Raw genomic sequence first — 13,906 nt, forward strand, 5'->3', positions numbered from 1 at the left:
TGACGCGACGTCAAGATGTCAACTGCGCGGGCGGGCACCCTGAATGGAGAAGCCACGCTCCGCGCCGCCTTCGGCCAGATGAGCCTGCTCTTCATCCGCGGTGACATCCTGAAGACCGAAAATATTCTGATCGGTCGGGATCAAGTCCAGAACTTCCTCATCCACCGGCTCCGGCTCTGGCGCGCGGGTGAGGGAACGGACAATTCCCTCTTCCAGATGGGTCAGATTCAGCTTCTCATTAGCGATTTCACGAAGGGCGACGACCGGATTTTTGTCATTGTCCCGAGCGACGAGGATCTCCTCACCGCGGGCCACAGCACGCGCACGTTGAGATGCGAGCAGAACCAACTCGAATCGGTTGGGGATTTTCTCAATGCAATCTTCAACGGTGACGCGAGCCATGCGGTACGTTCCCTAAAAACAATGCAAGCCTAAAGATGTAAGGATTACTCACATAAATATGAGACGTACTTACAAAATTTGGTCCGATAAATCAATGACGTTTATAACGGGGAGGCCGCCCCTGCCCGTCCCGCCTGAAGGAAGATCACAGCGCCCTCGCCTCGGAGCTCTGCGTCACGCGACGTTGTCACCAGGGCGGCGCCCTTCTCACGGCAGGTGTTAAAATGACAGGCCGCCATCGCATCGGCAGCAAGAATTTCATATAAGTCCGGATAATGAAAAAAGTGCCGGAGGGGGAGAAAGCAATTATAAACGCGGCCCGCAAAATATTTTGCGAAAAAAATATAAGTTAATATTAAAAAGATCGTTTTGAAAATACTTGCCAAATGACAATATCTGTACCGTACTATTATAAAATATCTTAAATTACCATTTGCGCTGTAAAGCCATGTAAAAGAGGCATTTAAAACCTATCGCCTTATCACAACCCCGATCTTTCTCGCCAAAACACCCGCATGCAGAACGTTTTTTTACATAATGTGGAATTTGATAACAGAATTCAAAATCTTCAATATTCATAATTTTATTTCGAATATCACGCGATATACTTTCGTTTTTTCGACAAAGCAGATCGAATAGATATCCACAGATATTGAAAAAACTTTAACAAAATTTTTTTATAGTGATATGTCGCTATGTTTGATAAGAATGAAAAAACATCTCTCTTCATCAATGGTTCTAGCCTGTATTTCGCTGCGCGAAATCTGGGATTCGAAGTCGATTATAGAATGGTGCTTGATTTTTTTCGTTTGAAATCCCGACTTATGCGCGCGTTTTATTACATCGCCATACCTGAGACAGAGGATTATTCCCCGTTAAAGCCGCTGACAGACTGGCTGGCCTATAACGGTTATTCCCTTGTCACCAAAACAGTGCGGGAATTTACAGATCAAGGCGGGCGCAAACGCCTCAAAGGCAATATGGATGTCGAGATCGCGGTCGATCTTATGGAGCAGCCGCGCCATATTGACCACGCCATGATCTTCAGCGGGGATTCCGATCTCAGACGTGTAACGGAGGCCGTGCAACGGCGCGGTGTACGCGTGACAGTTATCTCATCCTTGCGCAGCATGCGCAACGGGACTACAGTGCCGTCCTTGATGCCCTCGGAAAAACCATTGTCATCAAGACATCATCCGGGCACGAAACAACCTGACGGAGATCACCAAGTGCACGATGTCGTCATGCCACGTCGCGCATGGTGATTTCATATGACCGTCTACGTGATAGGAGAGTTTTATGGCCTTTGAACTGCCCCCATTGCCATTTGAGGCAAGCGCCCTTGCAAAGAGAAATATGTGCCAGGAGACGCTCGAATTTCACCATGGCAAGCATCATCAGGCTTATGTCACGGCTCTGAATAGCCTCGTCGAGTCCAAACCTGACTATCAGGGCAAATCCCTGGAGGAAATCATTCTTGCAGCGCGCAAGAATGTGGATGACACGCCCGTCTTCAATAATGCCGGCCAGCACCTCAATCACTGCATCTGCTGGAAAAGCCTGTCCCCTGAGGGCGGAAAGCTCCCCGGTCGTCTGGAGGCGAAAATCAATGAGGATTTCGGCAGTGTCGACGCGTTCAAGACCGCGTTTAAAGCCGCTGCTACAACGCAATTCGGGTCAGGCTGGGCGTGGCTTGTCCTCGAGAAAGATGGCAAGCTTGCCGTGACAAAAACAGCGAATGCGGCCAGTCCCCTCTCGGAAGATCAGGACAAAATCCTTCTCTGCGCCGATGTGTGGGAACACGCTTATTACATTGATTATCGGAACCGCCGTCCCGATTACATCTCCAACTTTCTGGATAATCTCGCCAATTACGCGTTTGCTGAAGCAAACCTTCTGGCAGCCTGAGACAGATGTCGGCCGGCATCGTGCCGGCCGCGCCCGTTATTTCTATTTCGGTTTTTTAATGTCATTCGCCGGTTTCGCGCTGCTGCTCAACACTGTGGCGACATTCGCACGGAGGAGTTTCACACGTGTTTCCGGCGCGATTTCAATGTCAATTTCGGGATCGTTTTCCTTCGCGAGAATAACTGTGGCGATGATCCCGCCAGACGTCACAATGCGGTCACCGCGCCGAAGTCCCCCAAGCTTCAGTTTAAGCTCCTTCTGACGCGCCTGTTGCGGGCGGATCAGCAGAAAATAAAATATGACGAAAACGATGATCAGCGGAAGAAACTGAACAATCCCACTATTTGTAAGCATTGATGCCGCCCATGATAGACAATTCAAAGTTCAAGGGATGTCTTCCCTATTGAGGGAGACCATAAATGGTGGGGCGCTGGCGTCAAGGCAGCGCATCCTATAAGAAAGCCTTATGAGACAGGAATTTCTCAAAAATTGTGAGCGGATCGCGGCGGCGCTTGAGCGTCTGCCCTCGCCCGATGAAATCGATCTTCACCCGTCAGATGCCTATATGTAGTCTGGCAAAAGCCGGATTTTCACCCCGATTTCACACGTTGCACATGTTGAGGCCGCCCTCCTGCGGGGTGTGTCGATGCGATATGACCGTATGCTTGCCAATACGCGCCGGTTTGCCGAGGGGCTTCCCGCCAATAATGTCATGTTGTGGGGCGCGCGTGGTATGGGCAAATCATCCATCGTCAAAGCTGCCCATGCCGACGTCAACCAGGCCCTGCCGCACGCCCTGGCGATTATAGAAATTCGGGCGGGAGATCTCGACTCCCTCCCCGATCTCATGCGCCTTCTGCGCGGACACGCGTGACGCTGCATTATTTTCTGCGATGACCTCTCATTTGAGAGTCAGGACATGCATTACAAGCTCCGCAAATCCGCCCTGGATGGTGGCCTGGCGGGACGGCCGGAAAATGTTCTTTTTTACGCCACCTCCAACCGGCGCCACCTCATGCCGCGGGACATCATGGAAAACGAGTCCGATCACGCCATTGACCCGAAAGAGGTGGTTGAGGAGAAAGTCTCCCTCTCCGATCGTTTCGGCTTGTGGATCGGTCTGCATGGTTGTGACCAGGCGACTTATCTTGATATGGTTGATGCTTACGCAGATGCGTCACGCATAAGCTTTTCACGGGACAAACTCCATCAGAAGGCGCTCATCTGGTCCCTTGAACGGATGAGCCGTTCCGAACGGGTCGCTAAACAATTTATTGACAGCCTGGACACGGCCCATCCCCGCTGATGATGCGACGTGCCTTTGAACCATTAAGGGAGATTTCAATGATGAGAGATGTACTTTCATGACGATCGATCTCTCACATCACACCGCCCCGACTCACCCTTTTTCTGACCATCTCACCCTCCGCCCACTGGAATCGCGGGACGCTGAGACCGTGCATCGCCTCGCCAATGATTGGGAAGTCGTCCGGATGCTCAGCAACCTGCCCTTCCCTACCCACTCGGGCTGGCTGAAAGCTGGATCACCGGCACGCAGCGTCAGGCCCAGGCCGGAACGGCATGGCACTTCGCGATGGAGCGGGACGGCACACTGCTCGACTGTATCGGCGTCACGTTTGAGAAATTACGGAAGGCGGCGCGCATTGGTTATTGGGTAGGCCGGGCGCATTGGGGGCAGGGCATCGCCACCCAGGCCGTGCAGGCCGTTTTGAAATGGGCCTTCGCACGGCTCACTATTGAACGCGTTTATGCGGAAGTCGCTGAGGATAACCAGGCGTCAATTTCCGTCCTCGCTCGCGCGGGCTTCCGTCAGGTTGGGGCGGATATTCGGCATCTCGTGGCCCGCAGGGGCCGCCAGCCGGTCCTTATCTTCGAAACGACAGCCCCCTGCCCCAGAGAGCACCGCCACCTCAAAGACTGAAACGCCGCCTATGTCTGATACAGAAACCGGGAAACGCCTCATCCTCGTCGTCGCCGTTGCTCTCATCGATGCGGATGGGCGCATTTTGCTCGCAACCCGCCCGGAGGGTAAAAATATGGTCGGGTTATGGGAGTTCCCCGGCGGCAAGGTAGAAGCCGGAGAAACGCCGGAAGCCGCGCTGATACGGGAGTTACGCGAGGAGTTGGGTATCGGGATCAACCCGTCCTGCCTCTCTCCCTTCACCTTTGCGTCCCACGATATTGGCGCGGGTCATTTGCTCATGCCGCTTTATCTCTGCCGCGCCTGGTCTGGCACGCCGGTTGCAAAAGAGGGCCAGGCCCTCGCATGGGTCCGTCCCTCCGAGATGGCGCGTTACAACATGCCGGAAGCTGACGCGCCCCTCATCCCTCTCCTCCAGTCACTCCTTTAACATCAGACGGCAAGACATCTGAAAAGACGCGTTTCGATCCCGCGAAATGGCGTCTCCCCTGAGAACAGGCCGCCTGCTTCAGGATATTGTGCCAGTGATTCTTCCGACAGGTTCTGACGTGCTGACGTCGCATAAACAGTCGAGAGTTTGGGGCCGGTAAAAGCCACTTTTGTCATATTCGGGCTCGGAAGAAGCATTTCCAGGCGGCGTGACCCATCAGGCCGGAAGACGATAATTTTGCTGCCCCCATGAGGATGCCCATAGATTGCCATCAGCATCACAGACGACACCATCCGCTCCCCTTCCCCATCATTGAACTTCGCGAAAACCATTTTGTCCGACAACGTGCCATCCGGCGATAATCTATGGCAGTAGATCACCCCGCGCGGAGTGTCACTGACATAAAGCGTTCTGCCGTCAGACGTTACGGAAGGGCTATTCGTTACGATGAAGTCATCATCATGCTGGCTGACGGCGTATCCTCCCGGCACAGCCTTGAAGCAGAAGAGAATGCCTTTCCCCTCTTTCTCCTCCTCATCCATTGTTCCGAACCAGAGGCGCCCCTCCGCATCGACACAGGCATCATTCAGGCGGGTGTGATCCCCATCGGCCATCGGGATGGGTTGGATGCAGGTGAAGTCACCCTCCGTCTCATCAAAGAGATATAATCCATCTTCCATCCCGACGAGAAGTAACCCCGCATCGGTTGGCACAACAAAAACCGGCCTCAAAGGTGTTGCCCAGGTTTTAAGGGCATTGTGACGCGGGCGAAGGCGATAGAGGTTCTTATTCACTATATCGAAAAAATAGAGCGCCTCACGTTCCGCGACCCATATTGGCCCCTCTCCGAGTTGCGTCCGAAGTGCGGTCGTGCATTGAAGCTGCGGCACGGCAAGTTGTGAATCCATTTTGCTATCCTTTCAACAACCGGTATCCTGCAAAAACGCGGAAGATTTTGATGAAAGTTTTTCACATGCCGGCCAAAACCTGTCTTGTTGTCATCGGCAACGAAATACTCTCGGGTCGTAATCAGGATGCCAATACGATATTTATTGCGCGCCGTCTCGCCGAACTTGGCATTGCTCTCGAAAGCGTGCACATCATCCCCGACCACGCCGCACGCATTGTTGAAACGGTCAATCTGTGCCGCGCTGCTTACGACTATGTTTTTACGATGGGTGGGATAGAGCCGACCCATGATGACATTACCGCAGGGTGCATCGCCGACACTTTCGGCATGCACAGCGTGGCCCTCGTTGCCAAGGGTTACGCGCCGGACCGCGTGGAGGCGGCGAGTCAGGAGATCCGACAGCTCTTTATCGAACTCGGCGCGACACCCGAGGAAGGCGAACCGTCCATCAACTGAGGCAACGCGATCCTAATGCGTATGCCCCATTGACAGGAATTTAACCCGGCGCTGCGAAAGCAGCACGCCCGGTTCCAATTGGGTGAGGCGCTCAAGCTCCTCATGGAGAGCCGCACCGACAGATTTGATCGCCTCTTCCGGTCGCCGCTGCGCGCCACCCACAGGCTCCTCAATCACGCGGTCAATCAGTTTCAGTTTCAAGAGGTCAGGCGCCGTCAATTTAAGGGCTTCCGCCGCGACAGAGGCCTGTTTCGGGTCCCGCCAGAGGATCGAGGCCGCACCCTCAGGGGCGATGACGGAGTAAATCGAATGCTCCAGCATCATCACGCTGTTCGTCGCCGCCAGCGCCACCGCGCCGCCAGACCCACCCTCACCGATGATTGTCGCAATCGTCAGCACAGGCGCACCAAGGAAACACGCGACAGATTGTGCAATGGCCTCCGCCTGCCCGCGCGCCTCAGCATCAATGCCGGGCCACGCGCCGGACGTGTCAACAAATGTGAGAATCGGCATTTTGAAGCGCCCCGCCAGATCAACGAGACGCTGGGCCTTGCGATACCCTTCCGGCTTGGGCATGCCGAAATTATGTTTCAGGCGTGACTCAGTGTCATAGCCACGCTGCGTGCCAATTACGATGACAGGGCGGCCCTCCAGTCGGCCCATACCCCCGATTATGGCCTGATCGTCATAGCCAAGCCGGTCGCCTGCCAATGGTGTGAAGTCGGTCAGGAGCGCATCGAAATATTGCATTGCCTGAGGACGCTGTGCATGCCGCGCGACCAGAACTTTCTGCCATGGGGTCAATTTGGCGTAGAGCATGCGTAACTGCTTTTCCACCTTCCCGGAGAGCTTGGTAATCTCATCAGAGATGTTGATGCCCCCACCGTCTTTGACCATCTGTCGAAATTCGGCGATTTTATTTTCAAGCTCCGCGACGGGCTTTTCGAAGTCGAGATATTGAAGCATGGCCGATATGTAGCACGCTTGCGAGAGCTTCAACAATCCACGTTGCGTGCAAGGGGATGATGTGTCTCCACAAGCTCCTGCAGACGCGCCTGCAGGACATGCGTGTAAAGCTGTGTTGTCGCGATATCCGCATGGCCGAGAAGCGTCTGTAAAGCGCGAAGATCCGCGCCGCGCTCAAGCAGATGCGTGGCAAAGGAGTGCCTCAAGACGTGTGGTGACAGGCGCGCGGGGTCAATCCCCGCACGAAGGGCGCATTGATGCAGGATTTTATCGAATCCCTGTCGCGTCAGATGACGTTGTGGGTCGCGCCCGGGGAAAAGCCATTTGCTCCGCAACGCCGCGTCATGCGCCTGCAATGCCAGAATCGATTCGCGGGCTTTCTCTGAAATCGGGATCAACCGCTCCCGCCCCCCTTTACCGCGTATCGGAATCATCGCCGACTCGGATAAAGCGATCCGGGCGGGCAAATTCAGCAATTCGGAAATACGCAGCCCCGCACTGTAAAGCAATTCCAAAGCCGCGCGGGAGACCAGGTCGCGACGCGGGTCATCATGGCCGCGCGTGCCATCCTCAAGGAGGCGCTCAATTTCCGCCTCATTCAGAAATTTGGGTAGAACGAGGCCCAGGGAAGGGCTCTCGATTTTAGCCGTCGGGTCATCCTTCCGCCACGATTCACGGACGCAGAACTGGAAAAACTGCCGCAGACAGGCCAGGCGGCGTGCTGCCGTCCGGGCTGACAATCCATCCTTGCCCAAACTTTGCATGTAAGCTTCAACGCGGCCGCTCTCAGCCTGCATCACCGCGTCCTCAACATCCAGGCCCTGTGACGCCATGAAGCTGGTAAAATGACGGAGGTCCGTTTCATAAGCCGCGCGCGTTTGCGATGCCGCGTTGCGTTCAGCGGCCAGCATTTCCAGAAAGGCTTCAACGTGACGAGATGATGATTTCACGCCGTCTCAACGTGTCAAGGAGCGGCGCCAGGCAGGGGCGGCGGCGCTGGCAGGTCCGGCAATGAGGGGACAGGCAGCACATACCCACCGGCCTCGGCACCGGGCAAAGCGAGATCTTTCTGAATGACGGTCTGGGCAGGTGGGCTCAGCGTCGCGCCGAGGTAAAAAATCGCCGCGGCGCCGCCGAGAAGGAGCACAGCCACTAAAGTAAGTGAGATTTTAGGCCAACTCAGGTTCGACATGACGATGATCCCTTCATTCTCGATGTCAGCATCATGATGCGGCACAGGGTGCACGTTTCTGATGATAGATATAAGTTAAAAGCTTCATAGCGAGTCGAAGCCCGATATGATAGCCTTCGCCTTTCTCATTCAAGCCGATAATGACCTGTCATACCATGACCACCAAATCTGCAACGCCCTTGATGACTCCAAAAGATGCCGTCGCAGGACAAGCTGACAGGCGGAAGCCTGCGTCCATCCCGCGCGTCATCGTGCTGATCGGCCTGATGGGCACGGGCAAGACGACGATCGGCCGTCGATTGGCGCACACTCTGGACCTGCCCTTTATCGACGCGGATCATGAGATCGAACGCGCAGCCGGGTGCAGCGTCTCCGAAATATTTGATCGACATGGCGAAGCGGCCTTCCGTGAGGGTGAGCGACGCGTCATACAGCGCCTCCTTGACGGACGGCCCATGGTGCTCGCAACGGGGGGCGGTGCTTTCATGAACCCCCAGACAAGACAGATCATCCGGGAAAACGGCCATTCCGTCTGGCTTCGCTGCCCTCTCAACATTCTGCGCAAACGGCTTGAGGGGCGCCCCGGTCGCCCGTTACTGGCCGACGGCAACACCTCGGACGTGCTGGAAACCTTGAGGGAAACACGCCATCACATTTATGCTGAGGCTGATATCATCGTCGATTGCGGCGATGAAACCGTCCGTTCCGCGGTTGAACGGGTCGTGATGGCCCTCTCATCCCATAACCCGCCTTCCCGCCTTCCGATTGCACTCCCCGATAACGCTTACGATATCGTGATCGGCAGCGATGTTCTCGACCGCGCCGGCGCGCTGCTCGCGCCAATTCTGCAACAGCGCCGTGCCGTAATTGTCACGGATGCACGGGTCGCCCCCCTCTATCTCTCCCGGCTGGAGGCTTCATTGCATGAAGTCGGGTTTGAAACCCATGCGGAGATCATCCCTGGCGGCGAGGAATCCAAGTCTTTCAAGCAATATACCCAACTCTGTGGAAACGTGCTGACGCACGGAGTTGAACGTCGCACGGTAATCATCGGGTTGGGTGGCGGTGTTGTCGGTGATCTCAGCGGCTTCGTCGCCGCGACACTCTTACGCGGCGTGCCTTTCGTGCAGATTCCGACGACCTTGCTGGCGCAGGTTGATAGCTCTGTCGGGGGGAAAACCAGCATTAATACAGCGCGCGGCAAAAACCTTGTTGGTGCCTTTCATCAGCCGAGCGCCGTCCTAACCGACATATCCACGTTAAAAACCCTGCCACGACGGGAGCGCGTCGCGGGGTATGCTGAGATTGTGAAAGCCGGGTTGATCGGTGACCGTGACCTTTTTGCCTGGTGTGAGGCAAATGGCGCTGCCCTGCTGGATGGGGATGAACAGACCGTCCAGGAAGGCGTCCGGCGCGCCTGCGCTTTCAAAGCGTCCGTCGTGTTAGAGGATGAGCGGGAAATCTCTCCGCATAATGGTCGTGCCCTGCTGAATCTTGGCCATAGTTTTGGCCATGCGCTTGAGGCCGAATTTCATTATGATGGACGCCTTCTGCATGGTGAAGCCGTGTCCATCGGCCTGCACCTCGCAGCCCTCCTCTCCGTCCGGAAAAATTATTGCGACGCCTCGGTTTTGACTCGTATCGACCACCATCTGAAGTCGCATGGCATGCCGTGCACCCTGTCCGACCTCCCGCATCCCTTGAGTGCAGCCCGCCTGACCACGCATATGGCGCGAGACAAGAAAATGGTCGATCGGAGAATCATGTTGATTCTCCTCCATGATATTGGGGATGCGTTTACAACTAAAGATGTAGATCTCGATGATGTAAAACAGTTTTTAGTTTCTGAAGGATGTGATAATTGAAACTTGCTTTGCCGCGATAGGGTCCTTATACTTACGTAATATTGTAAGGTTGTCACATTTCCTGAAGAGGCAGACGAGGATTTTAAGGTAGATCACGCTTATATGCCGTACCTCTACAGCGTTTTATCTTAAAATGGTGAAAATAACCACTGTTGCATCCCCGACACAGTCTGTGAGATCCTGTCAAAATCAGCGTGTTGAGACCTTCCTCAAGCGCAACCTGAGGTCTTATACCGGCGTATGCATCGCGCTAGGAACGTTGCAGTCTCTTCCCTTCGGCTAGAAGGAAGATGCAGCAATCTTGATTGGATGAATGAATAGAGGACGAAATAAATGCGTCTGCGCACGGCACTTCTTGCCATGACGGCAATGGTCGCTGCCCCTGTGGTAGCATCGGCCAGCACCATCACCGGCCCCTACGTCAATATTGGCGCCGGTTATAATCTTGTTCAAAATCAGCACGCGCACTTCGCGCCCGGCTCCTTCGCTGATGGCTCCGACAATGCGGGTGGCACCGTAGGTAACCTGCGCCACAAAAATGGCTACACAGGTTTTGCGTCGTTCGGCTGGGGCTTCGGCAACGGTCTGCGCGCTGAGGTTGAGAGCGTCTATAACTGGTCGCAAATCAACCACCGCGGCGGCACGGCTATCCCCGGTTCGACAAGCGGTCATGACCGGTCTTACGGCGGTTTCATCAATGTCCTGTACGACATTGACCTCACCCGCTTCGGTCTTAATCTGCCGATGACACCTTATGTCGGTGTCGGTGCCGGTTATCTTTGGCAGACCTATGACTTCTCGACGACCTACACAAACGGCGCTGCCAACAGCCTGAACCAGACCCGCGGTGGCTTTGCCTATCAGGGCATCGTCGGTGCGCCTTGGGACATCCCAGGCGTTCCCGGTCTTGCTGTCACGACGGAATACCGTATGATTGGCCAGACCTTCGGCGCAGGCGCTTACACGTCGGGCACAACCAACGCGGCAGGCTCCTATCAGGGCAATGTCAATTTCGACCACCGCTTCAATCACCAGTTCATTCTGGGTATGCGGTATGCGTTTGACACAGCCCCACCGCCCCCGCCGCCGGCTGCTGTCGTGACGCCGCCTGCGGTTGCTCTGGCACGCACCTACCTGGTCTTCTTTGACTGGGATAAGGCGACACTGACATCCCGCGCGAGCGAGATCGTCCGTCAGGCTGCTGAAGCTTCAACGCACGTCCAGACGACCCGCATCGAAGTTAACGGTTATACCGATAACTCCGCGGCTCACCCGGGTGCGCGCGGCCAGCGTTACAATCTCGGCCTATCCAAACGTCGTGCGGAAGCTGTCAAGGCTGGTCTGATCCATAACGGTGTTCCGGAAACGGCGATCGACATCCACGGCTATGGTGAGCAGCATCCGCTGGTCCCGACGGGTCCCAACACCCGTGAGCCTCAGAACCGTCGCGTTGAAATTATCCTGCGATAATTTACCGCTCATGGTTTGAGAGATGTGCAAATGTCTCTTGGAAAAAATCCCTCTGGTTCGCCAGGGGGATTTTTTTTGGTTCAGTCTCCTGCCTGATTTATTTCGTGTCTCTCCTATCGGGCTTATCGCCCTGTCCGATGACAGCGTCGTGACTCAGGAAAACGTGAAGATTCATCCTCGGCGTGACCATGCACCGTGCGGACGCTTTATGATAGCCTCCATGTGAAATGCGGTCCCAGCCCACACGCACCTTCAAACAATGCGCGCGGTTATCTCCACCTTCCGAACAGCTTTGAGAGGACCATACGGATGATCGTGAGCCCTGAAAGACCAAACGTGGAGGCATCACCCCGCCCTGACGTCCCGACGCTGATCGCTGGCTTTATCCAGGACCGCGTCAGGTCGAACCGCCCCATTCTGATCGGCCTTTGCGGCCCACAAGGTGCGGGCAAGTCCACCGCCTGTGACAACGCACGGCGTTTCAACGCAGGGCGTTTGCTTGAGAAGCCCGGCCTGACCACGCTCCCCCCCCTCTCGATGATTTCTATCTCCCGCGCCTGAAGCGGCTTGAACGCGCCGCGGCCACTCATCCACTTTTCAAGACACGCGACGTGCCGGGGACGCATGATATCCCCTTAGCGCTCCGCACGATCGATAGCTTGCTGGAGGGTCAGCCAACCCCCATTCCATCATTTGATAAAAGCCTTGATGACGTGCTGCCGTCCGATCATTGGGCCCTGTCCCCAGTCCATCCCGACGTGATTTTACTTGAGGGTTTGTGCGTTGGCGCCCGGCCGAAATCTCCGCACGCTCTGCAAGAGGACCCTCTCGGCGTGTGGCGCGCCGCCGTCAATGACGCTTTGATGTCTGACTATCAAAAAGTTTTTTCGCGGCTCGACGCGCTTTGCTTAATCTCACCACCTGACTTCAACATCGTCACGCAATGGCGTCAGGAGCAGGAAAATGCATTGCGGCGGAAATTAGCACAGCGTGGCGAAAGCGGAAGTTTACCCGCTTCGTGCAACATTATGAACGCCTGACACGGCACATCATCGACGAAATGCCCCAACGTGCCGATCTTGTCATCCATCTCGACACAGCGCGGCGCGTTACGTCCATCGTCAGGAAAGAGGAGCACCCGGCAGGCGCGCCTCATCCCTCAACGTAGAATCAGATCTTCTGCGTGCCGATCTGCTTAATGTCGTGGAAAGTCAGGTCAGGTGTTATATCGACAGTACGACGCAGCATAAAGGCTGAGCTTGCCAGAAAGACGGGATCACCATCAATATCATCCGCCATCGCGCTTCGCTGCGCCTGGCTGAAAGCCTCAATGGCTTTGTCCTGTCCCGTGATCCAGCGCGCCATAGTGAATGGCGTCGACTCAAACCCGATCGCCACACCATATTCAGCCTTCAGGCGAGATTGCAGCACATCCAACTGCAATACGCCGACGACACCCACGATGGGCGCAAGACCATCCTGCGGGCGGAAAAGCTGAACAACCCCCTCCTCGGCCAGCTCGATAAGCGCCTGACGCAGTTTTTTCGCTTTCATGGCGTCATCAAGCCGCACGCGACGCAGGATTTCGGGCGCGAAATATGGCACGCCGGTAAAGCGCAGATCTTTCCCCTCCGTCAGCGTATCACCGATGCGCAGCGCGCCGTGGTTGGGTATACCCACAACGTCACCGGCAAAAGCCTCCTCCGCCAGCTGCACCATTCTCGGATCATCATCCGGCAAAGGCGCCGAGATAAAATGTTTCGCCCGCGTGCGCAGGTCATATGTTCCAACAAATTGCGCTGCGCGCCCGATCGGCCAGGTGGCGGGCGCGGTGTCCAAGGCCAGGGAGGCGGAAATCTCATCCAGCAACCCGAAACAATCCTGCGCCTCACGGTCCATTTTATTGATGAATGTGACGATGGGAATATCCCACAGGCGGCATATTTCGAAAAGCTTGCGCATCCGCCCCTCAATGCCTTTTGCAGCGTCGATCACCATCACCGCGCAATCGACGACGGTTAATGTGCGGTAAATGTCCTCGGAGAAATCTTCATGGCCCGGCCTGTCGAGAAGAATTGAAGATGCACCCGCCATATTCAAACGTCATCATGGAAGTCACGAGGAAATACCGCGATCCCGCTCAATCCCCATCCAGTCCGAGTGGGTGCGGCGTCTCTCACCCTTAGCACGGACATTGCCCGCCATCTGGATGGGCACCACCCGCCCGTAGGATGCACTCTGTCAGGGTCGTCTTACCCGCATCGGGATGGGAGATAATCGCAAAGCTGCGCCGCTTGGCGATCTCCTGCGTCAGGGCCTTGTGAGACGCGGATGTGAGGGGGGCTTTCAGACATGGGAATGTTTC

The 13,906-nt window shown here is 55.6% G+C and carries 16 protein-coding genes and 2 pseudogenes; 11 read left to right on the forward strand and 7 right to left on the reverse strand.

Features of this window, described 5'->3' with window-relative positions:
• Window positions 1-18 precede the first annotated feature (18 nt).
• The gene (rpoZ, locus tag AAYR33_05635; protein XAO70579.1) at window positions 19-402 is read right to left on the reverse strand and encodes a DNA-directed RNA polymerase subunit omega; all 384 of its coding nucleotides are present in this window, start codon (window positions 400-402) and stop codon (window positions 19-21) included.
• Window positions 403-1,097: 695 nt separating this feature from the next.
• Between rpoZ and AAYR33_05640 the strand changes: the two genes are divergently transcribed.
• Both AAYR33_05640 and AAYR33_05645 read left to right on the forward strand, forming a co-directional pair.
• Window positions 1,098-1,667 (forward strand): NYN domain-containing protein, encoded by a 570-nt coding sequence (locus tag AAYR33_05640; protein ID XAO70580.1) that lies wholly within the window; start codon window positions 1,098-1,100, stop codon window positions 1,665-1,667.
• A 34-nt stretch (window positions 1,668-1,701) separates the two neighbouring features.
• Entirely contained in the window at window positions 1,702-2,310 is a 609-nt protein-coding gene (locus tag AAYR33_05645) for a superoxide dismutase (GenBank protein ID XAO70581.1), read from the forward strand.
• Window positions 2,311-2,352: 42 nt separating this feature from the next.
• Here AAYR33_05645 and yajC read toward each other — a convergent pair whose 3' ends face one another.
• A complete protein-coding gene (gene yajC, locus AAYR33_05650) occupies window positions 2,353-2,664 on the reverse strand; it encodes a preprotein translocase subunit YajC (protein ID XAO70582.1) in 312 nt (103 codons plus the stop codon).
• A gap of 112 nt (window positions 2,665-2,776) precedes the next feature.
• On the opposite strand from yajC, the pseudogene AAYR33_05655 reads away from it, so the two are divergent.
• The 3 genes and pseudogenes from AAYR33_05655 (at window position 2,777) to AAYR33_05665 (ending at window position 4,682) form a co-directional block, all read left to right on the forward strand.
• Window positions 2,777-3,616: pseudogene (locus AAYR33_05655) on the forward strand (ATP-binding protein).
• Between the two features lie 171 nt (window positions 3,617-3,787).
• A complete protein-coding gene (locus AAYR33_05660) occupies window positions 3,788-4,252 on the forward strand; it encodes a GNAT family N-acetyltransferase (GenBank protein ID XAO70583.1) in 465 nt (154 codons plus the stop codon).
• Between the two features lie 10 nt (window positions 4,253-4,262).
• A complete protein-coding gene (locus tag AAYR33_05665; protein ID XAO70584.1) occupies window positions 4,263-4,682 on the forward strand; it encodes a (deoxy)nucleoside triphosphate pyrophosphohydrolase in 420 nt (139 codons plus the stop codon).
• A 2-nt stretch (window positions 4,683-4,684) separates the two neighbouring features.
• On the opposite strand, the gene AAYR33_05670 is transcribed toward AAYR33_05665, so the two are convergent.
• Window positions 4,685-5,590, reverse strand: a complete 906-nt coding sequence (locus AAYR33_05670; GenBank protein XAO70585.1) for an SMP-30/gluconolactonase/LRE family protein — start codon at window positions 5,588-5,590, stop codon at window positions 4,685-4,687.
• 65 nt (window positions 5,591-5,655) lie between these two features.
• Between AAYR33_05670 and AAYR33_05675 the strand changes: the two genes are divergently transcribed.
• Window positions 5,656-6,048, forward strand: coding sequence for a molybdopterin-binding protein (locus tag AAYR33_05675; protein XAO72403.1), 393 nt, complete (start codon window positions 5,656-5,658; stop codon window positions 6,046-6,048).
• A 12-nt stretch (window positions 6,049-6,060) separates the two neighbouring features.
• Here the strand turns inward: AAYR33_05675 and AAYR33_05680 are convergent, their stop codons facing one another.
• From AAYR33_05680 to AAYR33_05690, 3 genes are read right to left on the reverse strand one after another with little or no spacing between them, the layout of a single operon-like run.
• The gene (locus tag AAYR33_05680) at window positions 6,061-7,014 is read right to left on the reverse strand and encodes an acetyl-CoA carboxylase carboxyltransferase subunit alpha (protein ID XAO72404.1); all 954 of its coding nucleotides are present in this window, start codon (window positions 7,012-7,014) and stop codon (window positions 6,061-6,063) included.
• A gap of 29 nt (window positions 7,015-7,043) precedes the next feature.
• Complete coding sequence (locus tag AAYR33_05685; protein ID XAO70586.1) at window positions 7,044-7,964, reverse strand: tyrosine recombinase; 921 nt, start codon at window positions 7,962-7,964, stop codon at window positions 7,044-7,046.
• Window positions 7,965-7,978: 14 nt separating this feature from the next.
• Window positions 7,979-8,260: a hypothetical protein gene (locus AAYR33_05690; GenBank protein XAO70587.1), complete on the reverse strand. Its 282-nt coding sequence runs from the start codon at window positions 8,258-8,260 to the stop codon at window positions 7,979-7,981.
• Window positions 8,261-8,361: 101 nt separating this feature from the next.
• On the opposite strand from AAYR33_05690, the gene aroB reads away from it, so the two are divergent.
• The 5 genes from aroB (at window position 8,362) to AAYR33_05715 (ending at window position 12,709) form a co-directional block, all read left to right on the forward strand.
• Window positions 8,362-10,071, forward strand: a complete 1,710-nt coding sequence (gene aroB, locus AAYR33_05695) for a 3-dehydroquinate synthase (protein ID XAO70588.1) — start codon at window positions 8,362-8,364, stop codon at window positions 10,069-10,071.
• 333 nt (window positions 10,072-10,404) lie between these two features.
• Complete coding sequence (locus AAYR33_05700; GenBank protein XAO70589.1) at window positions 10,405-11,541, forward strand: OmpA family protein; 1,137 nt, start codon at window positions 10,405-10,407, stop codon at window positions 11,539-11,541.
• 336 nt (window positions 11,542-11,877) lie between these two features.
• Window positions 11,878-12,102, forward strand: coding sequence for a hypothetical protein (locus AAYR33_05705; GenBank protein ID XAO70590.1), 225 nt, complete (start codon window positions 11,878-11,880; stop codon window positions 12,100-12,102).
• A gap of 50 nt (window positions 12,103-12,152) precedes the next feature.
• Complete coding sequence (locus AAYR33_05710; GenBank protein ID XAO70591.1) at window positions 12,153-12,581, forward strand: hypothetical protein; 429 nt, start codon at window positions 12,153-12,155, stop codon at window positions 12,579-12,581.
• A complete protein-coding gene (locus AAYR33_05715) occupies window positions 12,560-12,709 on the forward strand; it encodes a hypothetical protein (protein ID XAO70592.1) in 150 nt (49 codons plus the stop codon). The genes AAYR33_05710 and AAYR33_05715 overlap by 22 nt, the downstream gene beginning before the upstream one ends.
• A gap of 2 nt (window positions 12,710-12,711) precedes the next feature.
• Here AAYR33_05715 and AAYR33_05720 read toward each other — a convergent pair.
• Window positions 12,712-13,891: pseudogene (locus AAYR33_05720) on the reverse strand (GTP-binding protein).
• Window positions 13,892-13,906 lie beyond the last annotated feature (15 nt).

The organism is Acetobacteraceae bacterium (assembly GCA_039613835.1).
Lineage (GTDB): Bacteria > Pseudomonadota > Alphaproteobacteria > Acetobacterales > Acetobacteraceae > Sorlinia.